Below are 24,167 nucleotides of genomic sequence, written 5' to 3' on the forward strand. Positions count from 1 at the left end.
TGATGCATTTAACGGAGCTCAGGGAAGGATTCTTTATGTCTTATGGTAGGAAGATGGTGTTCCTATTAAAATTATTTCTGAGAAAAGCGGACTTGCAATTACTTCACTTACGACCATGCTTGAGCGGATGGAAAAAAACGGACTGATAAGCCGCAAAACTGATGAAGCTGATAAGAGAAAAACTCTTCTGTTCCTCACAGATAAAGCCAAAGAACTTAAAGAAGCTTATGACTCCGTATCCAATGAGATGGGGAATATTTATTATCGTGATTTTACGGATAAAGAGATTCTTCAGTTTGAAGAGTATCTTAACCGCATCAGGGTGCAGCAACAGCGGTCGCTCTCGCGGCATTACTCCTTATCGCTGCTATAGGTATGACAGTTTATAAGGTTCAGGATCAGAAAAAGCATCCGGAAATGTATTAAACAAGATGATGGGGCTGTCGCACTAAATGGTTCTTAATTTGATCTGGGGTCTGTCAAGTAGACAGGCAAAACAAACAAAATAACATCAAACGAAAAGGTGGTCACATAAACAGTGATCACCTTTTTACTTTGTAGATGGTTGTATCCATCATATTTATCATGACAAATATAAAATCTGGCTTGATAATGAAGACTGGTATAAATTATCTAATCGATATGCTTAGTACTCGTGCAAATAAAGCGTGGAAGAATAAGAAATACTGCAGATATAAGGGGAAGTAAATATCTGAAAATTGTTGGAGGCGTAGAAGATATATTCCGGCATAATGTACTAAGGGGGATTTTATAACCCCCCATGGGGCTTGTGGCTGCTTTTTGGTGTTGTTATCATAATAGAAGTTTTGAAAAAAGAAACCAGGGGGTAAAGAAAAATGAAACAACAAAACTTAGTAAAAAATATGGTAGCAACTGCAATGTGTATTGCGTTGTGTGTGGTATTGCCGATGGCATTTCACATGATTCCGAATGCCGGATCGGTGATCAGCCCTATGCATATTCCGGTACTTATCTGCGGATTGGTATGCGGATGGCAGTATGGTCTTGTTTGCGGACTTGTCGGACCGCTTCTTTCATCGATTATTACAGGAATGCCACCAATGGCTATTTTGCCTGCAATGATGGTTGAACTTGCTGTTTATGGTATCTGTACAGGCATTATGATAAAACTTGTCAATACAGGAAAGATATATGCGGATCTTTATATAAGCCTGATTGTTGCCATGCTTGCAGGTAGGGTTATCGGTGGTTTGTCCCGCGCTCTCATTTTTGCAAGAGGTGAGTATTCAATAAAGGTATGGGCTACAAGTTACTTTGTAACAAGCCTTCCGGGAATTATCATTCAGCTTATATTCATTCCTACAATAGTATTTGCTCTGTATAAAGCAGGATTAGTAACAAATAGTACAGTAAAAAAGGCTGCATAACATATGGATATTGTCAGTAAAGAACAGGTAATTGATTTTTTTGACGGACTGGCTGAAAAATGGGATGACTTTGCAAGCAATGATGAATCTGTTACGCGTGATATCATCGGGAATTTGGGGCAGCTTGAAGGGAAAAAGGTGCTGGATATTGCCTGTGGAACAGGCTTCATGATTCCGTATTATCTGGAAGCAGGCGCAAAAAAAGTGACCGGAGTAGACATTTCACCTCAAATGCTGGAAAAGGCCAGGCAAAAGTTCAGAAATCATTCCGAGGTTGATTTTATTAACGGAGATGCGGAGCAGTTTGAGTTTGACGAAAAATATGACGTATGCGTTATATATAATGCATTTCCTCATTTTCCGTCGCCGGAAACACTTATGCATAATCTGTCAACGGCTCTGGTAGATAATGGGAGTATATGCATAGCTCATGGAGCCAGCAGAGAGGTTATAGATGGCTGCCACGCAGATGGAGCATGCCACGTGTCACGGGGGCTTCCTTCAGACCAGGAATTTCTCGAGCTGCTTGAGAAAGACTTTGTCATTAAGACATTCATCTCAGATGAAAGAATGATAGAACTGATTGGGATAAAAAAGTGACCTTACGCCTAAACTGATTCCAAATTCAAGTACAAATTTGAGACAGTTGCAAAACAAATAATTGCACTCAATCTTTACACTTCTATCTTGTATTAGATTGATAAAATATTGGGATTTGTTTATGATAAAAGTGCTTTTTCCATGATGCAGGATAGAAAGAGCGGAGTGAAAAAAGGAGATTCTACCAATCAGGTAGAATCTCTTTCTATTATCCTACAAGGAAGTCGCACTTCGCCTCGCAGAATGTCTTCTTTATGTTCAATTTTTGAAATCAGGCCTTCGGCTGATTTGTAGCCGATATCAAAAAGTGGAGGCTCAACAGTTGTGAGTGTTGGACGACACACTGTTGATAATTCCCTGTTATCAAAGCCAATAAGTGCAATATCCTTGCCAACCTGAATCCCAGCATCATTGCAGGCATCTATTACGCCCATGGCCATTTCATCGTTGTGGGAAAAAATAGCAGTCACATGCTGTCTGATAAGTTTCTTGGTGGCATTGTAGCCACTGTCTCTTGACCAGTCTCCATTGATTACATATCCCGGATTATATGGTATGCTGTGATCATATAAGGATTCCTGATAACCTGTTAGTCGCCATCTGGTGTGAACACTGCTTACTTTGCCAGTTATGGTGGCTATTTTTTTGTGCCCTTTTTTGATCAGAAGAGAAACTGCTTCATAGGCGGCATGCTGATCATCATACAAAACAGAAGGAATCGCAAGGGATGGAGAAATGCAGTAAGCGCATACGAAAGGAATATTGTTTTCAAATATGCTTGGTACTACTCTGTGAGAATGGCAGCCAAGATAAATAATTCCATCAACCTGCATGGAACTCATGTGTGAAACTGCATTGTTTTTGATTTCTGAGTATCTATCCTTGTCATTGTCAGGATCAATACCAAGAGTGTTTATGCGAAGATTTTCCAAGAGATAACGATAACCCTTCTCTTCACAACAGGCTCCGATGCCGTCTATTACTGGAGGAGTGTTGAATACGGTAAGGTCCTCTGCAAGGATCCCAATTGTCCTGCTGGAACCAGTTTTTAGATTTCTGGCATAGAGGTTGGGATGATAATTAAGTTCCTCAGCAATTTTCAGAATTTTCCTGGTGGTCTCTTCACTTATATTTCCAGTGCCATTTAAAACCTTGGATACTGTTGCGACAGATACCTGGGCTTTTTTGGCGATGTCCTTCATATTAGACACAGTTCATCCTCACTTCCAAAATACTAATTACAAGATAATGGTAAACGTTTTCTTAATAAAAAACAACCAAAAAATTGCTCACAACATTATTGAAAATTGCTATTTACATATATAATGCAACAATATAAAATCCAAATCAAGGTAAACGTTTTCCTAAATGAAATTGGGTGATGGAGTAAAAGGATATCATGAGTTGTAGCGAGGGCTACAGCTTTATATATGAAAAGGGAAAACGTTAACTTTGCACACAACTAGAAGGAGAGAAGTACACCTTTGATGAAAACGGAGTGCTTATTAATTAAAAAATATGAAGGGGCATTAGGCATGGAAAAAGAAATAAGGCCATTGAAACTTCAGCAGGTAAAAGTCACTGATCCTTTATTCGGGCATTATATCAATAAAGTAAGTGAAGTCATGCTGGTTCATCAGTGGAAAGCTCTAAATGATGAACTGGAAGGAACTGATCCTACGGGATGTATCAAAAACTTCCGTATAGCTGCCGGACTACAAGAGGGAGAACGGCAAGGAGTAGTTTTTCTTGATACTGATCTATATAAGTGGATAGAGTCAGCTGCCTATTGCATTGCAATAGGTAGCGGGACTCAGTTTGAAGGTAAAATTGATCAGGTGATCGATATTTTGGAAAAGGCTCAGGAAAAAGACGGATATTTAAATACTTACTTCCAGATAACAGCTCCGGAAAAGAAATGGACAAACCTGGTTGAGGGACACGAATTATATACCTCAGGACATATGATTGAGGCAGCAGTTGCTTATGCACTGGCCACTGGTAAGGAGAAATTTCTTCAAATTGCAATGAGAAATGCTGACCTTATTTGCAGGGTATTTGGAACAAAGAAAGGACAGATCCCTGGAGTTCCTGGGCATGAAGAAATTGAGTTGGCTTTGATCAAGCTTTATAGGTGGACCAGGGATGACAAGTACTTAAAGCAGGCTGATTATTTTATCAGGCAGAGGGGAACTGCACCTAATTATTTGCAGAATGAGATTGATGGCAGAAAAGGCCCTGAGTTCTTTCCTGAGTTTAGAAACTATTCTATGAAGTATGCACAGGCAGAGAAACCTCCGGTAGAACAAACTGAGGCTGAAGGTCATGCTGTAAGGGCAATGTACCTGTACAGTGCTATGGCAGACCTGGCAAAATGGCAGCAGGATAAAGAAATGGAAAAAGCCTGTGACAGACTGTGGGATAACATGGTAGGCAAGAGAATGTATATCACAGGAGGAATTGGCAGCAGCGGATTTTTGGAGTGCTTTACCACAGATTACGACCTGCCTAACAGCACAAATTATTGTGAGACTTGTGCTTCTGTGGGAATGATGATGTTTGGACAGAGGATGGCTGCCCTAAAGAAAAATGCAAGCTATTATGATACAGTTGAAAGAGTATTGTACAACACTATTCTGGCAGCTATGAATCTGGAAGGAGACAGATATTTTTACGTAAATCCATTAGAGATGATTCCGCAGTTTTGTACTGAGAATACCTATATGGATCACGTTAAACCTGTCAGGCAGAAATGGTTTAGTGTTGCCTGCTGTCCTCCTAATCTTGCGAGAACGCTGGCTTCTCTTTCTCAGTATTTATATGCTTGTGATGAAAAGGGAATCTACATTAATCAGTTCATATCATCAACCCTTTCGGTGGATAATTCCGGTCAGGAAATATTTGTGGAGCTTAAGTCAGCTCTTTTGACAGATGGAACAGTAGATATCAGGATTTCTACTCTGCAGGCTACAGATATCAGGATAAGAGTTCCGGCCTATGCCAAAGATATGGAGATAGCCCTTGATGGTGAAAAGCTTTCCTATATAGCTGACAATAACTATGCAGTAATTGCTCTTAAGGGTGGTAAACACAGGATTGAGCTTAATATGGGGGTTCATCCAAGATTTGTGGCAGCAGACCACAATGTCAGGGCTGATGCAGGTAAGGTTGCTGTAATGCATGGACCTATGGTCTATTGCCTGGAGGAGGCGGACAATGGACAGAACTTATCTGACATTTACGTGGACACTGATGCTAATCTGCTAAAGGGCAAAGCTTATGAAGAATTCCCGGGAGAAGTACCGGCGATAGAGTATGAGGGCTACAGGGTTAAGAGTGTTGGTATTGAAGATGGCAGCCTTTACGGAGAGGCAAGATTTACTAAGAAGCCTGTGAAGATCAGAGCGGTTCCCTATGCTTTTTGGAACAACAGAGGTATTGGAGAGATGGAAGTCTGGCAGAATATTTCTATCTAAAGATAGAACATTACTGCTGAAAAATAATTTTCTAAAGGAGGATATTTCAAGTATGCAAAAGAAAAGATTGTTGAGCATGGCATTAACTGTTGTTACTACTACGGCAATGTTGGTAACAGGTTGTGGTGCAAGTTCTCAAAGCGCACAGGGGGAAGCGCAGGACACAACGCAGAACGCAGTAGAGACACCTAAAACAGAGACAGAGACACCTGCTTCAACTAGTGAGAGCACTGGAGAAAAGGTACATATTACCTATGCTCAGTGGGGCAATGAGACAGAGACTGCTGCAACTCAGGCGGTGGCTGATAAGTTCAATCAGTCTCAGGATGAAATTGAAGTAGAAGTAATCAAGATTGACCATGATACCTATGTAACCAAGTTAAACGCAATGGCTACAGCAGGAGAACTTCCTGATACAGCCATCATGAGTGAAGCTGGAGTATTAAAATTTGCAGAGAATGGATTACTTGCAGACATCAGCTCAATGTACGATGAAGGTGATTCCAAACCTCTTGATTCCATAACCTTTAAATATCAGGGAACACCTGTGGCTTATTCAGCAGCCAATGAGGTACTTACCCTTTGGTACAACATAGATCTTTTGGAAGAAATCTGTTCCAAACAGGGATTAAATGTTGCTGATTTTACACCTCCTGCAAGTGCAGACAGTGCATGGGACTGGGATGCATTTGTTAAGATAGCTCAGACTCTCACAGTTGATATCAACGGTAATAACGCATTAAGTCCAGACTTTGATCCAGCAAACGTTGATGTTTACGGCTGCACAGTTAACACTCTTCCATGGCAGCTTGAAGTATGGGCAAAGAGTAATGGCGGCGGATATTATAGTGCTGACGGCAAAGAATGTACTATCAATGACGATGCAACAGTAGAAGCACTGCAGAAAATTGCAGACCTTTCAGATGTTTATCACTGTGCACCTCCTGTAACAAGCGCAGCTAACGCGCTTGAATCCTCACTTGGTTCCAAGAAGGTTGTTATGGCTACAGATGGAACCTGGAATGTTGGAACCTTCCTTGGACCATCTGCAGATTTTAAATATGGCGTAGGCGTTCTTCCTTACATGAAGGAGAAGGTTACAATTTGCACTGGCGGACCAAACGTGGTATTTGCTACAACCAAGCACCCTGAAGAAGCTATGACATGGCTCAAGTGGTACTATCAGGAAGAAAACAGCTGGTCACTTATTGAAGCAGGAACATGGATGCCTATTCTTGATAAGTGGTACACAGATGATGAATTTACAAATAAGTGGATTGATAACCCTAATTATCCTGACCATGATATGTACAAGAGTGCAGTAGTAGACTACGCAAGAGACAATTCTCAGTCAACAGCATGGTATTACATCAATGCAACAGACGAGTTTAATGCAACTCTTGATTCAGCATTCTCGGCTGTTTGGTCTGGTGATCAGACAATGAAAGAAGCTATCGATGAGTATTATGATGAGCTAAATGATATTTTCAGCACAAATAATTAACAATTAATACATTGCCGTGCGAAGACAGTTTATTATAGCCTTTGAAACATGGTCAAAAGTGCAGTATAACTGCCTTCGCCGGCGTTGATATCAGGGGAGAGAGATTATACAATGGAAGTTGCGGGGATATATAGTACAAGCGAGGCGAAGAGTATGAAAAGAGCATCCGGCAAAAGAAAAATACGTACTTCTCAGTCCAAATATAATAGAAAAGAGGAAAGATGTGCCTATTTGTGCCTGATTCCGGCATTCCTTGGAATCACCTTTATAAGTTATCTTCCTACCATAGCAGTGTTTGTACTTAGTTTGTTTAGCTATAATGGTTTGTCCACCCCTGAATTTGTGGGTCTGGATAATTACATTAGGATTTTTACAAAAGATGTGTATTTTGCAAGTGCTGTAAAGGCAACGCTTTTGTATGCATTTTTGGCAGTTATCGGCGCGGTTATCTATTCTCTGGTGATAGCACTTATTCTAAACATGGATATTTTTGGAAGAACTATCTTTAGATCTATTTTCTTTATACCCTATTTGCTACCGGCAATAGGTGTTTTCAAAGGCTGGCAATGGCTTTATGAGCAGAACTATGGACTCTTTAACTTCATCTTCAGAATGCTAGGAATTCCACCCCAGAGATTTTTGGACAGTCCAAGGCAGGTAATACCGGCCCTTGTTCTCATCGCAGTATGGGCCAGCGGAAATCTCATAGTAATATTCCTTGCAGGACTTCAAAATGTACCTACTGTGTACAAGGAAGCAGCTCAGATAGATGGAGCCAACTCATGGCAGAGATTTTGGAACATAACTATTCCATGCATCAAGCCTATTATTTTTTATAATGTATTGACTGCTCTTATCACACATCTGCAGGTAGTTAATCCGGCTCTAGCCCTTACAAATGGCGGCCCGGCCAAGAAGTCTATGTTTTTATCTTATGTTATCTACATGTATGGATTCGAAAAAAATAAGCTTGGATATGCAGCAGCTTTTTCAGTTATATTCTTTGTTCTAGTAGGCATTTTTACAATAGTATTATTTGTAACTCAAAAAGATAGCATCTTTAGCGATGAAGCATGAGAAAGGGGGGAGCAGACATGATAGGAAAAGAAAAAAGGAAACTGGCAAACCGCTCAGTTGTAACATTGATTGCCTTATTTTTTGCATTTCTGACACTCCTTCCAATATGGTGGATATTCAGATCTTCACTTATGAGTGTTGCGCAGGTCAACGCTTATCCGCCATCCTTTATTCCAACAGAGTGGCTATGGTCCAACTACACCAAGACCCTTCAGACCTTCGAATACTGGACATATTTTAAAAACACCTTTTCAATTATCATTCCGGCTGTGACATTTGGTGTTATTACTGCCATCTTTTGTGGCTACGCCTTTGCCAGACTAAGGTTTAGAGGCAAAAATCTTATATTTAAGATCTGTGTCAGCACAATTCTTCTTCCAGGCATGGTTACGCTGATTCCACTTTATATTGCGTGGACAAAATTCTTTGGACTTGGTGACACATATTGGCCTCTGATCCTGCCGTTTTTAACAGGTGGAGGATTCTTTAACATCTTCCTGATCAGGCAGTTCCTTATGACAATCCCCAGGGATCTTGATGAAGCTGCATCAATAGATGGGGCCAGCCGCATGAGGATATTGTGGACAATTCTTGTTCCTGCGATCAAGCCAGCAGTAGTTGTTGTTGGAATGATGTTATTTATACAGATTTGGAATGATATGCTCCAGCAGATAATCTACATTAACAGTATGAGCAAGTTTACTTTTGCCATTGCACTCACCAATTTCACAGGCTCTTTTGGAACAAACTGGCCCATGGCTATGGCAGCCACTTTTATGACTATTCTGCCTGGTATAGTAATCTATATATTTGGGCAAAAGAGCTTTGTAGAAGGTATAGTACTGACTGGTATGAAAAACTAATATATAGGGGAAAAAATGAAATACTTGAATCGTTTTATGAAATGGTATCTTGGAGAAAACGATGTGGAAAAAGAGCCGCCTAAGGACGGCTTTTTCCGCATCTTATATCTTGTTGTTAATTTTCCAGGAAAGCTAATCATGATAAATATAGTATTTATCATAAGCTGCATTCCTCTAATCACAATACCGGCTGCATGGACAGCACTTTGCGCCTTTACCGGCAAAATGTTTCTGAAGGGTTATGACTTTACCCTGGAGGACTATCTTGCAGAATTTAAAGATGGCTTTATTAAAAAGCTTGTCTTGGGCATCATGGAGTCTGCAGTCATTTTCTATGGCTATTATCTCATGAGCCTTGCGGGAAACTTTAAAGCTGTCTCTGACAATACTTCATATGTGATCATCATGGGTGCCGGCTGCGCAATATTTGGCATAGGCATTCTTTTTGCAGCATGGACTTTTGTATTGGCTGCTCATCTGCGCCTTGGATTGTCAGGAATAATTAGAAACGCAGCCATACTCCTTATTCTGGAGTGGAAGAGCAGCCTGAAGCTTATTATATATACAGCAATTTATCTGTTCATAATACTTGCTCTTATGCCGTACTCAATTCTTGTGCCAATGATCATTGGTAATTCTCTTTATAGCTTGATTTCTTGCAGCATAATATGTCCAGTGATAAAGCGGAGAATTACTGATCCTTATGAAGAAGCTGTGAAGACGTCCACTTCCACATATTAACGGCCTCTGGAAAGCAGAATGATCAGGCATTTCTCCTGAATTCTGTTGGCGTCATGCCATAGTTTTTTCTGAATACTTTAACGAAATAATTATTGTCGGAGTATCCGACGTAGCTGCTGATTTCCTGGATTGGAAGAGTTGTCTTCTTCAGGAGGCCGGCAGCTTTTTTGCAGCGCATGGAAGCGGCGTATTCCGTCATGGTCACGCCCGTTTCTTTTTTGAACAGCCTGGCGAGGTGGGAAACAGACATATTGGCGGCACTTGTCAGGTCTTCGTTTGATATGTGATCTCCGAGATGGAGACTAATGTACTCAAGGACTCTCTGAATTGGCGCAGAAAACCTGTCCAGGGACAGTTTGTGATTTCGAACTGCTTTCGTGAGCTCAACGATCATTTCGATCTGGTAGCGGGTCTGCAGCTCCGGGCTTTTTGTAGCTGATGAGAGCTGAGTATACTTCTGAGTGATCTCATCTATTGTAATGACCGAAAGCCCTGATTCTTCCGCAGCTTTTCTGGAAAGGGCTTTAAGTATTGCCAGACCATAGCCCGAGGCATAGTAGTTAAGGGTCTCTTTAGAAAAGTCGGAAAGAGACTCAGGGCCGGATAATTTTTCAAATGCTGCCATGACGTTTTCGGTGTCCCCGTTCCTTATCATTGAGAGGAACTGTTTTTCCTGGTCGTATCGCCTGTAGATCTCGCTGTAATTCTTCTCAGACAGCTCCGTCCTGTCGTCTTCCTCGGATACATTCTGGATAAAGCCTGTAAGCCTTCTGTACGAATACTCTGACTCCGCAGGAGAAAAAGAGATTATGCATTTGTTTACCACACTGGTTATCTGCTCTGTATATACTATGGGAAATGTTGTGTAATACAGCTTGAAGGCCAGTGATTTGGAGGAGGACTCATCGTTCTTGGCAAGCACGGTCTCTGTCTTAAGTTCTGAGTATTTTTCTTTTACATAAGGTCCGATTATATAAATCCTGTTGTCAAAGGTAAAAAAAGATATACATATACCCAGCTGGTCTATAACCTCATAGATCATGCCTCCTTTGGATGAGATCAGAAGATAGTGAAGGGCATCCTGTGTAAACATGGGCTGCATCCTGATACTGAAGCAGTATTTCTTTTCGAAGGCCTCAAGAGATATGTCCGTATCTGTAGCATCCGTTACATCTACTGAGAGCAGATTATTTAGAAGAGCTGAAAAAAGAGCATGATCCATATTCATTCCTCGGAAAAGCAAAATAATACTATAATAGATAAAATAATTCTAACATATCCCGGAACTAAATGATACTATGACCCTAACAGGAAAGCTTTCACTAATCAAAAATTCTCAAAACAGTAATAAAGATGCAACTGAAAGGGGTTAACAATGGGTAAGGACAAATCTCTGATAAGAGAAGAAAACGGGGTGACTTATAAAAGAGCAAGAACCTGGCATATTGCGCTTGCAATGATGACAGGTGCAGGGCAGATGGCATTTTATCTGCTTATGAATGGTGCAACATATATTGGAAATTCCAACTTTGGGATACTTGTTGCAGTTACAGGACTTATTATCACAGGATCAAGGCTTTTGGATGGTATTACAGATCCGGTAATAGCTTTCTTCCTTGAAAGATTTAATTCCAGATTTGGAAAAGTACGATTTTCGATCATGTTTGGCTGGCTGCTTATGGCTGTTTCAACCACACTGATGTGCAATATAGGGGCAAAGCTGTCACTTACGGGAGCAGCAGGAATAACATTCTTTGTTCTCTGCTATGTGATCTACATCATTGGCTATACATTCGTAAGTATAGCGGGTCAGATCAACATGAACATTCTGACAAATGATCCCAAGCAGCGTCCTACAATCGGTGTCTGGAGTACAGCGTATTCATATCTGGTTCCGATGATCATGAGCGTTGTGGCATCGGCTGTGATTCTCCCAAGATTTAATAACATTCAGGGAACAGAATACTTCGCAACTTACAACATAGTAGTGGTACTTGTTTCACTCTTTTTCTACATTCTGGCATGTATAGGAATTGCTCCATATGATATTCCCGAGAATTTCGAAGGAATCAAAAAGGATGGCGAAACCGATGAAAAGCCAAGCTTTAAGGATATGCTGGCTCTGATCAAAGAAAACAAAGAGCTTCAGAAATTCATCATGGCTGCAACCTCGGATAAACTGGCTCAGACCATAGGTTCAGCTGCGGTGGTATCCACAATGCTCAACGGCATTATGCTGGGATCAATGGCCATTTCATCAATTCTTTCTGCTGTGGCAATGCTTCCATCCATTATTTTTGCGATAATTGGTGCGAAGATTGCAGGTAAACAGGGTAGCAGAAAGGTCATGATTGACTGGACCAAGAACTGTATCGGACTGAATATCGCATTTGCAGTATATCTTTTATTCACACCTACAACTCTTGTGGGAACAGTATTCGGTGGCAATTTATCAACCGGAGCAGTCCTAATGGCGATAACCTATGTGCTCTTCACCTTCGGAAACAATGCGATGAAGATGGTTGTTTCCGTTTCTACAAGCGCATTCAGAATGGATGTTGTTGACTATGAGATGGATCGCTCAGGAAAATATATGCCTGCGACAGTATCCGCTACTTACAGCTTCATTGACAAAATAGTTTCATCCTTTGGTGCAACTATTGCAACACTCATGATCGGACTTATAGGATATACAACTACAGCGCCTCAGCAGGGTGATCCGCTTACCTTCGGCGTCAGAGTTATGACCGTAATACTTCTTATCGGATTCCCTATAGTGGGATGGATCTGTACGCTTCTGGTAATGAAGAATTCCGAGCTCACATACGAGAAGATGGAAGAGATTCAGAAGAGTATCGGCGAGAAGAAAAAGGCTGCAATGGGTCAGTAAAAATTTGGAGAGGTGAAACATGCGAACAACAATTCTTTGGAATGATAACTGGATATTTGAAAAAGAGGGAAAGAGCGAGAGTATAACTCTTCCGCATACCTGGAATGCTATTGATGGACAGACAGGTCCCGAGCAGTATTACAGAGGAACCTGCTTTTATAAAAAGACATTTGAAAGACCGGTAATGGAAGAGGGACAGCGGGTGTTTGTTGAATTTCGAGGCGCTAACTCCTCTGCAAAAGTTGTTTTAAACGGCCGTGAGGTTGCGAGTCATGATGGCGGATATTCCTGCTTTAGGGCGGACATTACAGAGGCACTTTCAGATTTAAATGAGATGGTAGTTTCTGTTTCCAACGAGCCCAATACAAGGGTGTATCCACAGAAAGCGGATTTCACTTTCTATGGTGGCATTTACAGGGATGTTTATCTTGTGGTTGTGGATGAAAAGCACTTTGACATGGACTATTATGGTGGAAAAGGACTGTACGTCACACCAAGACTAAACGGAAATGAAGCTGAAATTGAAATAAAGGCATACACGAGCGGCGGAGAGCGTGTAAGAATATCAATAGATGGTGTAACAGAGCAGGAGTTTGAGGTGGTTCCGGCAGAGGATGCATCCTGTGGATATGTTGCCTGCGGTAAGATCACCATAAAAGAGCCACATTTATGGAACGGTCTCAAGGATCCGTTCTTGTACAACATAACAGCAACTCTTTTGGATGGAACAAAAGAGTGTGACAGAATCTATGACAGGTTTGGAGTAAGGCAGTTTCATGTTGATCCTCATAAAGGATTTTTCCTCAATGGAGAAAGCTATCCGCTTCGAGGCGTTTCACGACATCAGGACAGGGCAGGAGTAGGCAATGCACTGACAAAAGAAATGCACAAGGAGGACATTGATCTCATCCTCTCCATGGGCGCCAATTCCATAAGGCTTGCACACTATCAGCACGATCAGTACTTCTATGATCTTTGCGATGAAAAGGGCATAGTTGTTTGGGCTGAGATCCCATATATCACCGTGCATATGGACAGCGGAAGGCAGAACACCATATCCCAGATGAAAGAGCTGATAAGCCAGAATTACAATCATGCATCAATAATGTGCTGGGCACTTTCAAATGAAATATCTCTGCAGGGAGTAACTGAAGACCTTTTGGAGAATCACAGGATATTAAACGATATTGTCCACGAGATGGATCCTGTAAGATTTTCTGCCATGGCTAATCTGTTCCTTCTTGAGACAGACTCTCCGCTGGTGACCCTGCCTGATATTCGCGGCTACAACCTCTACTATGGCTGGTATGTAGGCGAGATGGAGGACAATGACAAGTGGTTTGACGATTTCCATAATCAGCATCCCGATGTGGCAATAGGACTTACGGAGTATGGCGCAGATTCAGTAATTACGCTTCAGTCTCCAATACCTGAAAAAGGCGATTATACAGAGAGTTATCAGGCTGTTTATCACGAGCATATGCTTGAAATGTTCAGCACCCGTCCATATATCTGGGGAACATATCTTTGGAATATGTTTGAATTTGCCGCAGCAGGACGAGATGAGGCAGGAGATCCGGGCAAAAACCACAAGGGTGTCATCACCTTTGACAGAAAGCAGAAGAAAGACGCCTATTACATTTATAAAGCATGGTGGTCAGATGAGCCTTTCATCCATCTTTGCGGAAAAAGATATCACGACCGCATCGAGGATAACACAGAGATTAAGGTATATTCAAACCAAAAGTCCGTAACTCTCTTTGTTGACGGCGTAGAAGTAGGAAACGCAAGCGGAGAACATATCTTTAAGTTTAATGTTCCCATAAGCGGAGTTCATACCATAAAGGCTGTGAGCGGAGAACTTTCGGATGATATGGAGATAACAAAGGTTTCCGAGCCCAATCCGACATATTTTGCACCGGATAAAAAGGTCAGAAACTGGTTTGACAAGAAAGATGAGCCTGAGGAAAAAGCGGGATATCTCTCCCTTTCAAGTACAATGGCAGAGATTCAGGCCATACCTGAAGGAAAAGCAATTCTCGACAGGATGATGGCAGCAATGACATCAAGAACAGCAGGCGGAATGGGAGAAGGCGTAGAGATTTCAGAAGCAATGCAGCAGATGATCGCCCGCCAGCCCCTCATCAAACTTTTGCAGCAGGGCGGCATGGACATAGAATCTGACGAGATTAAGGCACTTTCAAATGCTCTTATGAATATTAAAAAGCAGTAAAGAATGCAAGAGGTGTTAAATGGAAGAGGCTAAGATTTTTGAAAAATCAAAGTGGATATCGCCTGAAACTGTCACAGAACCTGAAAAGAGAAAAGGCGCAGGGTATCTCAGGACCACATTCTCTTATAAAGAGGGGAAAGTTAGCATATATGCTACGGCCCATGGCTTGTATGAAATATTGATAAATGGCCGGAAAATTACGGATGCACGACTGACACCGGGATGTGATGAGTATGATAAAAGGCTTCAGTATCAGGAGTATGAGATCACTGAAGTGCTAAAGCCCGGTGAAAACGAGATATTTATAACGCTTGGTGATGGCTGGTACAGAGGATGCAACGGAATTGATGGCGTGAGAAACCTCTACGGCGAGGACATTTCATTTCTGTGCGCAGTGATAGGCGATGGAGACATGGAGAATCCGATACTTGTCACGGATTGCAGCTGGGATGCCTGTGAAAACGGGCCCATTAAGCTGACGGACCTTGAACTGGGAGAAACTTGTGATGCCGGTGCGGGCTTTGGTGAGTGGCATAAGGCCGGGGAGATGTCTTTTGACAAAAGAAATCTGACAGCCCAGAAGGCACCATTTATCACTGAGCATGAGGTGTTTGAAGGAAGGCTCATCACTACTCCGAGCGGAGAGAGCGTATTTGATTTTGGACAGAACCTTGCAGGTTATACATCTTTTGTTGTAGAAAACGCCAGGGGCGGTGAGAAGATCTGCCTCGTCCACGGTGAAACCCTGGATGAAAACGGAAACTTCACGATCAGTAATTTCCAACCCGGAGACAGGAACAAATCAGGCGGAATAAAACAGGAAATAAACTATATCTGCAAGCCGGGCAGGAATGAGTTTAAGCCTCATTTTTCGATGTTTGGATTCAGATATGCAAAGATAACGGGTGATATTTTGCCGCCTGACATCCAAATAAAGAGCATTGCTGTTTATTCGGACATGAAGGAAACAGCGGGTTTTGAATGTGGCGTGGATGAAGTAAACAAGCTCTTTAAAAACAGTGTATGGTCTATGAAGTCAAACTTCTGTGACATTCCTACTGATTGTCCCACAAGGGAAAGAGCAGGCTGGACAGGCGATGCAGCGGTCTTTGTGAGGACCGGTGCGTACCTGATGGAATGCAGGGGAGTTTACGAGAAATGGCTTGCGAACGTGAGGATAGGGCAGCATTCAGATGGCAAGATGGCGTATATCTGTCCCAAGAACTCAAATCCGGGCAAGATAGCAGAGATGTTCTCAGCTTCTGTTGGCTGGGGCGATGCGGCGGTTCTTGTGCCCTGGAATCTGTACAGAATATATGGCGATAAGCAGATACTTAGAGACAACTATGAAATGATGAAGAAGTGGGTGGATTTCCTCGGAAGAAGGGCAGGAAAGAGCAAGCTCAAGAACCGCTTTGGAAAGAAAACTTACAGAAAATACATCATCGACACCGGAATGGACTACGGTGAGTGGTGCGAGCCCGGAACAGATGTTATGAAGACCATGATGGCTGCGTTTAAGGATGGGCAGCCTGAAGTGGCAACAGCTTACTATGCATATTCATCGGGGATTCTCGCCAAAATATCAGAGATCCTTGGAAATGGCGCCGATGCGGATAAGTACAAAGAGATCTCGGAAAAGGCGACTGAGGCATACAGATATCTGGTTCTGAAAGACGGGCATATAAGATCTGACAGGCAGTGCGAGTACGTAAGGCCTCTTGCATTTTGTCTTTTACCTGAAAAAGAGGCAGTGGAAGCTGCTAAGGACTTAAATGAGCTGGTAGTGAAAAATGACTATCATCTTAATACAGGCTTCCTTTCAACCCCTTTCCTGTGCAGTGTGCTTGCAGATTACGGCTATGTGGATACTGCATACAGACTGCTGTTGCAAAAAAGCTATCCTTCGTGGCTCTATGCGGTGGAGAAAGGTGCTACCACTATCTGGGAGACCTGGGATGGAGTCAGAGAAGACGGCACTGTCCATGATTCACTGAATCACTACTCCTATGGAGCTGTTTCCGGATGGCTTTTGTCCGGTGTCTTGGGAATTAGATACGATTTTGACAAAGTCCTGATAAAGCCTCTGCCAGATGAGAGACTTAAGTTTGCAAAGGGTTACTATGATTCACCGAAAGGTCGCATAGTTTCTGAATGGAGATATATTGAGGAGACGGATTCTTTAGCCTACCGCTTTGAAATTCCTGAAGGAATGGAAGCAGAGCTGGAGCTCCCAGGCGGTGAAAAGAGAATTCTGACAAGCGGAAGTTATGAGATTTAAATTATGGAGGATAGGAAAATGAACAAGTTCGAGAACGGATTTATGCTGGGCGCTTCTACTGCAGCCCACCAGGTTGAAGGAAACAATACAAATTCAGATTACTGGGTAATGGAGAATATGGAGTATTCACAGTTTGTTGAGCCTTCACTGGATGCTGTGGATCACTATAACAGATACGAAGAAGACATCAAGATGCTTGCGGATGCAGGCCTTAACACCTACAGATTCTCTGTTGAATGGGCACGTATTGAGCCTGAGCAGGGCAAATTTGATGAAAAAGAGATTGAGCATTACAGGAAGATGATCAAATGCTGCAGGGACAATGGCGTTGAACCGGTTATTACCCTGATGCATTTCACGTCACCAGTGTGGCTTATAAAGCAGGGCGGCTGGGACAACGAGCAGGTGGTAGAGCTTTTTGCCAACTATGCAAGGTATGTAACAGAGCAGCTTGGAAGCGAGATTAAATATATCTGCACCATCAATGAAGCAAATATGAGATTGCAGATCGGAGCCCTCATGGAGAGATTTAAGAAGCAGATGATGGCAAAAATGGCAGATGTAGCCAAAAACGGTGGTGATTCCATGGAGGGGCAGGTTCAGGTCGGCCTTAATCTCTCTGACCCAATGGAGAAAATGAAGCTGGCAGCAATGGAAAACGCTAAAGTATTCGGAGATCCTCAGCCGCATACATTTGTTTCTGCAACAGATGCAAATGGCGATATGATAGTTATAAAGGCGCATCAGGCAGCCAAGGAAGCAATCAAGGCTGTTAATCCGGATATTCAGGTTGGTATTACGCTTTCCCTGCACGACTGCCAGTACATAGAAGGTGGCAAGGAGCGCGCATACAGCGACTGGAACGAGGAGTTCAGCCATTACGTTCCTTATATCAAGGATGACGATTTCTTTGGACTTCAGAACTATACCAGAACCACTTACGGCCCAGACGGAATCGTGCCTGTTCCTGAGGGAACTCCAATGACACAGATGGATTATGAAGTATATCCTGAGGCCCTTGAGCATGTAATAAGACGCGTACATGAAGAGATGCCGGAAGTGCCGATCCTGGTTACCGAGAACGGAATTGCAACATCAGATGATACTCAGAGAGTTAAGTTTATCGACAAGGCAATTGAAGGCGTTCAGAGCTGTATCAGAGATGGCATTCCCGTTATCGGCTACTGCCACTGGTCACTTATCGATAATTTTGAGTGGCAGAAAGGTTATGCGCTGACATTTGGTCTTTGCGCAGTTGACAGGAAAACACAGATCAGGGCACCAAAGCCCAGTTTGAAGCATCTTGGAGGCTATTTGAAATAATGAAAGACACAGTACTGACGGGTGTGCAACAGATAATGATTGGTAGCAGATGCAATAGTTATGAGAGTGCCCTCAGCACACTTCAGAGCATCAAGAGTGCCGGCTATGACGGCATTGAGCTCAATGAATTCATGATAAGGCCAACGCCTTTTATAGTAAGGCTCCTTACGAAATTTGCCGGCATGCCCACGGGAAACAGCGGAAAGCTCGACTGGAAAAAACTTATCTCAGAGAGCGGCTTGAAAGTCATAAGCCTGCACAGCTATCTGAATAGCATTGAAGAAAACCCCGAGGCTGCTGCGAAAGAAGCCTTGAGCTTTGGAACGGACACCGTTGTTATAACCGGTATGTACAGGTTTGATTACGGGAATTTCGCTGAGGTAAAAAAACTGGCTGAGCGCCTGAACATGGCTGGAAAAGCTCTTTTGCCCTATGGAGTGAAACTCCTTTATCACAATCACAATGTAGAGCTGCAGAAGGTCTCAGAAGATAAGACCGCCTATGATCTGATCGTAGAAAACACAGATCCGCAATATGTCAACTTCGAGCTTGATACATACTGGATGGCAGATGGCGGTGCCGATGTCACAGCCCTTGTAAACAAACTCTCAGACAGAATGGTGATGTGGCACATAAATGACAGGGGCTGCAGGAAAAAGGGACCTTTCATTACGCCCATCCTCAAAGAGGACGCTGCAGAACTAGGCACAGGAAATATGCCCCTCGATGCTATTTTGGAGACCGTAAAGGCCAATACCGGGGTAGAAGCGATCGTTCTTGAGACTCACAAAAACTGGATTGATAATGATCCTATAAAGAGCCTTACGGTAAGTGCAGAGTGGTTTAGAAAAACTGGCTAAAGAGCTGGGGTAGAGCTTTGAGAATAATTGGAACTAAGCAGCTATGGAGCAATCTGTAGCTGTTTTTATTTTTCTATTTTGATTGAGATCTGATTGGAATTTGAAAGAAACTTGATTGGATATGGAAGTATATGCAGAGGTTTCTATAATAAAAAAGAAAAATACTATGATGCAGCATAATAATGCTATTCTATTTTTGTCTGAAAACATGTATGATTATTCGTGAGTTGTCAGAAAAGATTAAAAAGAGGAGAACTAAGTATGAAAATGGGTAGCAGTAATGATAAAGACGCAGTACAGGAACAGTACGCGTCATCTAAAAGCCTTGATATCAGGCTGAATTTCCACAATATGTATTCAACCAACAGGATGGGCTTTGGTCCCTGGCTTGTATCAAATTATGAGATAACAGAGGGTATGAAGGTTCTTGAAATTGGCACTGGAACAGGTAGCATGTGGGTTGGACACGACGATCTCATAACAAAGTGCGATAAGATTGTTCTTTCTGACTTTTCTGAAGGCATGCTTGAGACTGCCAAGAAGAATGTAGGAGAGCGAGAGAATGTAGAGTATAAGCAGATTGATGTTCAGAACATCCCTTATGAAGATAGCTCTTTTGACATTGTAATTGCTAACATGATGCTCTATCACGTACCTGACATAAATAAAGCAGTTAGTGAGATTAGAAGAGTTCTTAAGGACGAAGGCGTGTTCTATAGCGCTACTTACGGCGAGCACAATTTTAACGATATCATTGCGGAGTGGTTTGGCTTAATTGGCGAAAACTACGATCCTAACCATCTCTTCACTCTTCAGAATGGAGGCGCAATTTTGGGAAAAGAGTTTGCGGATGTCGAGGTGCACCGATACGAGGATTCACTCCATATCACAAAAGTTGATGATCTTGTTGAGTATCTTCAGAGTCTTAAGGCTCTTCACGGAATTGGTACTATGGAAAAGGATAAGATGTTGTGTATGTTGGAGCCACATATGGAAGATGGTGTCATTGATCTGCAGAAGGAGTATGGCACTTTCATTGCACGTGGACGTGCATAAGCCATGTTGAATTGGACTATTGCCTTGAGTGCAAATGAGTACCTGGGGGTGTGTTATTCTTTCTAAAAAACAGTATATCGGACTTACAAATCAACACTTTTTACAAAACGTGTCGGGACCTGTGTTCCTGAAATCAACACATTTTGCAAAAAGTGTTGTTCTTTTTGTGTGCTCATTTTTCTATAATGACTTCAAGCTCAAAGCAAAGAGCGAAAAATAAATTGAGAATAAGAAAGGAAAAGATAAATGAGCAAAACAAATAAGATGTATCTGGTAACAGGAGCAGCAGGATTTCTTGGAAGTACAGTCTGCAGAAAGCTTGTAGAAAGAAATGAAAAAGTAAGGGCATTTGTCCTTGAAGGCGATAAGTCAGCCGCATATCTTCCGGAAGAAGTAGAAATCGTATACGGAGATCTTTGTAATAAAGATGACCTGGAGAGATTCTTTGAGACACCTGAAGATACGGAAGTAATTGTGCTTCATATAGCGAGCATCGTAACAGTAAATCCTGATTACAGTCAGAAAGTCATGGATGTAAATGTCGGTGGAACAGAAAACATCATAGAGATGTGCAAAGAGCACAATGTTTCAAAGCTTGTCTACTGCTCATCAACAGGAGCAATACCTGAGGAAGAAAAGGGAAGCATACGAGAGTGCGAAGGAGCTATTCCCATTGATCCTGAGAGAATCAAAGGCTGCTACTCATTGTCAAAGGCTATGGCAACAAACGTGGTGCTCAAAGCTGCAAAGGAAGGCCTTAACGCCTGTGTGGTACACCCGTCAGGAATCCTTGGACCTGAGGACTTTGCAATGGGTGAGACCACCAAGACTTTAGTTGATATCATCAATGGTGAGATGCCCGCCGGAATTGATGGAAGCTTTAATCTGTGTGATGTAAGAGATCTGGCTGACGGACTCATTGGGGCAGCTGATAAGGGCAAAAGCGGAGAGTGCTACATCCTTGGAAATGAGCCTGTTAGTTTTAAGGACTTTACAAAGCTTGTTTCAGAGGAGAGCGGTTGCAAGCAGATGAAGTTCTTTTTACCAATATCAGTAGCAAACCTGATTGCCGGGGTACTTGAGAAAAAGGCTAAGAAGACTGGAGAAAAGCCTCTTATGACTACATTCTCCGTTTACAACCTTGCAAGAAACAACCGCTTTGATTCAAGTAAAGCAAGTAAGGAACTTGGTTATACCACAAGGTCATATAGAGAGACCATACGTGACGAGGTCAGATGGCTCAAAGAAACAGGAAAGATCGCATAAAAAGGACATTCAAGAGAAAAGAAGGAGAAGAATACGATGAACGATTTAGATAAGGTTTATGCAGAAAGTGTTGCAAAGGATTACATGCCAAAGGAAACAAATAAGGTAAGGCAGCTTAAAAAGCTTGATGAAAGAGCAAAGCTTCCGGCATTTATAACAGCCATGACGCTTGGAATTATTGGGACTTTGATCTTTGGAACAGGGATGTGCTTTGGACTTAGCGTCTTTGGAACAGGAGTAATTTTCATGGTCATCGGGGTGCTTCTTGGAATAGTAGGTGCTGCAATCTGCATCATTAACTATCCTTTATACAAGAAGCTCCTTAAAAAGGGCAAGGAAAAATATGCCTTTGAAATTCTGGAACTTGCTAAAGAGATAACAGGAGAAGCATAATGACGGAAAATAAGAATGTAGAAACAATACTTAAGAATGGTGACAAGGCTTTGTCTGGAATGCCTTATTTATACAGATCCAAGGGCCTTCCAAGTGAGGTTTATGATGTCAGGATGAGGGAAGGCATAAATGGTGAACTTCTGCAACTGGCGATAGCAGACACTGTCATCAGATACCCTTACTTTGGCGTCAGATTCATAGAAAAAGATGGAGATTTCTATGCGGTAAGGAATGAAATGAAGCTTGAGGCACATCACAAAGATGGATTTATCCCACTGGGCGGACATAGTAACAACTATCATCTCATGGGAGTTACATATTGGGAAAAGAGCCTTAAACTCTCTTTTCATCACGGACTTACAGATGGAAGAGGTGCAAAGACATTTCTCGAGACATTGCTCAGATTCTACAGTGATTATAAAAATGCTGACATGGGTGAATATGAGCAGATAAGAGAAGAACACCACTTGCTGGCATCTGAACTATCGGTAGCCGAACTTACTGATCCGTGTGAAAAGAAGTACGAGCTAAATGGAAAAAGCATGAAGATTGAAGGCCTGTCCGACAAGGGATATAAGCTTCCTGAAACAAAGAATAAAGATGATCATAGGCGTTATGAGATCAGTTTTTCACAGAAGCAGTTTATGGATGCCTGCAAGAGCATCGGCGCATCTCCGATCACATATCTGAGCATACTGATGAGCAGAGGGATAAAAGAGATTTCTTTAGACTGTGATAAGACTATAGTAAGTAATTTTCCTATGGACGCAAGACATATATTAGGTTGTGATGACACCTTCAAAAACTGTGTTAAGAGTATGACTCTGCCTTACGGAAGAGAAGAGGAGAACCTTTCAGACAGTGAAATAGCTGCGAAATATAAAAGGCTTCTCAATGCCCAGAAAGAGCATGATCACTGTGCAAAGGAATTTAATAATATCAATATGCTTCTGAGTGTCATAGGACATTTTCATTCATTTGCAGGAAGACAGAAACTCCTTGGATTCATGGAAAATCTTGCGCTGGACACTTATCTTATAAGTTACATAGGTCAGTTTGATATGCCGGGTGAACTTGTGGATGAGGTACACCTGTATTCAAACTGTTCAAGCGGTCTTGTGCTCAATATGACATGTCAGAGTGGGAAATTTATCATTGATCTGACACAGGATTTTTCGACTGACAAATATGTAAATGCACTTAGGAAGCAGTTTGAAAAGGCAGGAATAGATCTGGTAGTATCTGATGAGATCATATTTGAAACGCCATTTGATGAACTCTCAGAAATCATAACATCACCGGCAGACACTGGGGAACAGGTAAGAGACTGGCTTGATAAGTTTGTTGCTGCTGCAAAGGCCTCATCGCAGGCTGCAAAGGAACGTGCAGAAGCGGCCAAAAATATGAGCCCTCAGATTACTGCGCTATATTATGATGCTGCATCAGGCACAATGAAGAGCTTTGATCCAACTAAGAATACTCAGGAAGAGATGCAGAAACTAGTGGAAAATGCCCCCTCATTGTTTATTTCGTAAATATTCAATAAAATAAATATAGGATGATATATAAATGAGCGATGTATGCGTAGTAACAGGTGTTAGGAGTGTTTCGCTATGAACAAAAATGAGAGCAAGTATTTTAAGTCTGCGGAAAAAATGCATACAGCGTTACTGACACTTCTTGACAGAAAAGATTTTGAACTTATTTCTGTTAAGGAGATATGTGAAACCGCCGGCGTAAACAGATCCACCTTTTATCTTCACTATGATAATGTAAATGATCTTCTTCAGGAAACTGTGGAGGCCGTGTATAAAGATTTCTTTGGGCGTTTTGGTGCTGAGGGGCCTGGAGCACTTGATATTGATGAAAAAAATGAGGATGAGTTGTTCCTTGTAACACCAAAGTATCTGATGCCATATCTGGATTTTGTGGAAGAGAACCGCAAGCTCTTTTACCTGATGTATGAAAAGAACGAGATGATGGGCGCTGAAAAGACCTATGAAACCTGGTTTAAAACTATATTTGGCCCCATTCTTACAAGGTTTGGAGTTCCCCAAAAAGAACAGCCACTTATCATGGTCTTTTATCTTAAGGGCATTATCGGAGTTGTCACTGAGTGGGTACGAGGTGGATGCATCGAGTCAAAAGATGAGATCATAAGCGTCATACAGAAGTGTATCATCAAGCCATGACGC

At 42.0% G+C, this 24,167-nt stretch carries 19 protein-coding genes and 1 pseudogene; 18 read left to right on the forward strand and 2 right to left on the reverse strand.

All coding sequences use genetic code 11. The features are described from left to right. The 3 genes and pseudogenes from G585_RS18400 to G585_RS0115085 form a co-directional block, all read left to right on the forward strand. Positions 1-373 (forward strand): annotated as a pseudogene (locus tag G585_RS18400) (MarR family transcriptional regulator); the annotation flags it as partial. Between the two features lie 484 nt (positions 374-857). Further along, complete coding sequence (locus G585_RS0115080) at positions 858-1,409, forward strand: ECF transporter S component (protein WP_022776110.1); 552 nt, start codon at positions 858-860, stop codon at positions 1,407-1,409. 3 nt (positions 1,410-1,412) lie between these two features. Then, entirely contained in the window at positions 1,413-2,009 is a 597-nt protein-coding gene (locus G585_RS0115085; RefSeq protein WP_022776112.1) for a class I SAM-dependent methyltransferase, read from the forward strand. Positions 2,010-2,197: 188 nt separating this feature from the next. Here the strand turns inward: G585_RS0115085 and G585_RS0115090 are convergent, their stop codons facing one another. After that, entirely contained in the window at positions 2,198-3,211 is a 1,014-nt protein-coding gene (locus tag G585_RS0115090) for a LacI family DNA-binding transcriptional regulator (protein WP_242829997.1), read from the reverse strand. A 333-nt stretch (positions 3,212-3,544) separates the two neighbouring features. Between G585_RS0115090 and G585_RS0115095 the strand changes: the two genes are divergently transcribed. From G585_RS0115095 to G585_RS0115115, 5 genes are all read left to right on the forward strand, one after another. Next, complete coding sequence (locus tag G585_RS0115095) at positions 3,545-5,485, forward strand: glycoside hydrolase family 127 protein (RefSeq protein ID WP_026664040.1); 1,941 nt, start codon at positions 3,545-3,547, stop codon at positions 5,483-5,485. Between the two features lie 52 nt (positions 5,486-5,537). Continuing rightward, positions 5,538-6,989, forward strand: coding sequence for an ABC transporter substrate-binding protein (locus G585_RS0115100; RefSeq protein ID WP_022776115.1), 1,452 nt, complete (start codon positions 5,538-5,540; stop codon positions 6,987-6,989). 153 nt (positions 6,990-7,142) lie between these two features. Beyond that, positions 7,143-8,066: a carbohydrate ABC transporter permease gene (locus G585_RS0115105; RefSeq protein ID WP_042258082.1), complete on the forward strand. Its 924-nt coding sequence runs from the start codon at positions 7,143-7,145 to the stop codon at positions 8,064-8,066. A 17-nt stretch (positions 8,067-8,083) separates the two neighbouring features. Then, on the forward strand, positions 8,084-8,929 hold the full coding sequence (locus G585_RS0115110; RefSeq protein ID WP_022776117.1) for a carbohydrate ABC transporter permease: 846 nt from the start codon (positions 8,084-8,086) through the stop codon (positions 8,927-8,929). A 15-nt stretch (positions 8,930-8,944) separates the two neighbouring features. Beyond that, positions 8,945-9,670 (forward strand): DUF624 domain-containing protein, encoded by a 726-nt coding sequence (locus G585_RS0115115; RefSeq protein ID WP_022776119.1) that lies wholly within the window; start codon positions 8,945-8,947, stop codon positions 9,668-9,670. A gap of 22 nt (positions 9,671-9,692) precedes the next feature. Here the strand turns inward: G585_RS0115115 and G585_RS0115120 are convergent, their stop codons facing one another. Continuing rightward, positions 9,693-10,892 carry a helix-turn-helix domain-containing protein gene (locus G585_RS0115120; RefSeq protein WP_022776121.1) on the reverse strand — a complete coding sequence of 400 codons (1,200 nt, stop codon included), beginning with the start codon at positions 10,890-10,892 and terminating at the stop codon, positions 9,693-9,695. A gap of 153 nt (positions 10,893-11,045) precedes the next feature. On the opposite strand from G585_RS0115120, the gene G585_RS0115125 reads away from it, so the two are divergent. The 10 genes from G585_RS0115125 (at position 11,046) to G585_RS0115175 (ending at position 24,164) form a co-directional block, all read left to right on the forward strand. Beyond that, a complete protein-coding gene (locus tag G585_RS0115125; protein ID WP_022776122.1) occupies positions 11,046-12,560 on the forward strand; it encodes an MFS transporter in 1,515 nt (504 codons plus the stop codon). Between the two features lie 19 nt (positions 12,561-12,579). After that, positions 12,580-14,793 (forward strand): glycoside hydrolase family 2 protein, encoded by a 2,214-nt coding sequence (locus tag G585_RS0115130; protein WP_022776123.1) that lies wholly within the window; start codon positions 12,580-12,582, stop codon positions 14,791-14,793. A gap of 19 nt (positions 14,794-14,812) precedes the next feature. Further along, positions 14,813-17,074, forward strand: a complete 2,262-nt coding sequence (locus G585_RS0115135; RefSeq protein ID WP_022776124.1) for an alpha-L-rhamnosidase — start codon at positions 14,813-14,815, stop codon at positions 17,072-17,074. Positions 17,075-17,092: 18 nt separating this feature from the next. Next, positions 17,093-18,397 carry a glycoside hydrolase family 1 protein gene (locus tag G585_RS0115140; protein WP_022776126.1) on the forward strand — a complete coding sequence of 435 codons (1,305 nt, stop codon included), beginning with the start codon at positions 17,093-17,095 and terminating at the stop codon, positions 18,395-18,397. Next, positions 18,397-19,257, forward strand: coding sequence for a sugar phosphate isomerase/epimerase family protein (locus G585_RS0115145; protein ID WP_022776127.1), 861 nt, complete (start codon positions 18,397-18,399; stop codon positions 19,255-19,257). The genes G585_RS0115140 and G585_RS0115145 overlap by 1 nt, the downstream gene beginning before the upstream one ends. 261 nt (positions 19,258-19,518) lie before the next feature. Continuing rightward, complete coding sequence (locus G585_RS0115155; protein ID WP_022776128.1) at positions 19,519-20,313, forward strand: class I SAM-dependent methyltransferase; 795 nt, start codon at positions 19,519-19,521, stop codon at positions 20,311-20,313. A 246-nt stretch (positions 20,314-20,559) separates the two neighbouring features. Then, on the forward strand, positions 20,560-21,579 hold the full coding sequence (locus tag G585_RS0115160) for an NAD-dependent epimerase/dehydratase family protein (protein WP_022776129.1): 1,020 nt from the start codon (positions 20,560-20,562) through the stop codon (positions 21,577-21,579). Between the two features lie 36 nt (positions 21,580-21,615). Continuing rightward, complete coding sequence (locus tag G585_RS0115165) at positions 21,616-21,972, forward strand: oxygen-insensitive NAD(P)H nitroreductase/dihydropteridine reductase (RefSeq protein ID WP_022776131.1); 357 nt, start codon at positions 21,616-21,618, stop codon at positions 21,970-21,972. Next, the gene (locus tag G585_RS18405; protein ID WP_022776132.1) at positions 21,972-23,507 is read left to right on the forward strand and encodes a hypothetical protein; all 1,536 of its coding nucleotides are present in this window, start codon (positions 21,972-21,974) and stop codon (positions 23,505-23,507) included. Before G585_RS0115165 ends, G585_RS18405 begins: the two co-directional genes overlap by 1 nt. Before the next feature lie 78 nt (positions 23,508-23,585). Next, the gene (locus G585_RS0115175; RefSeq protein WP_022776133.1) at positions 23,586-24,164 is read left to right on the forward strand and encodes a TetR/AcrR family transcriptional regulator; all 579 of its coding nucleotides are present in this window, start codon (positions 23,586-23,588) and stop codon (positions 24,162-24,164) included. Positions 24,165-24,167: the final 3 nt, after the last annotated feature.

Source organism: Butyrivibrio sp. AE2015 (genome assembly GCF_000420825.1).
In the GTDB taxonomy this organism is placed as follows: Bacteria; Bacillota; Clostridia; order Lachnospirales; family Lachnospiraceae; genus Butyrivibrio.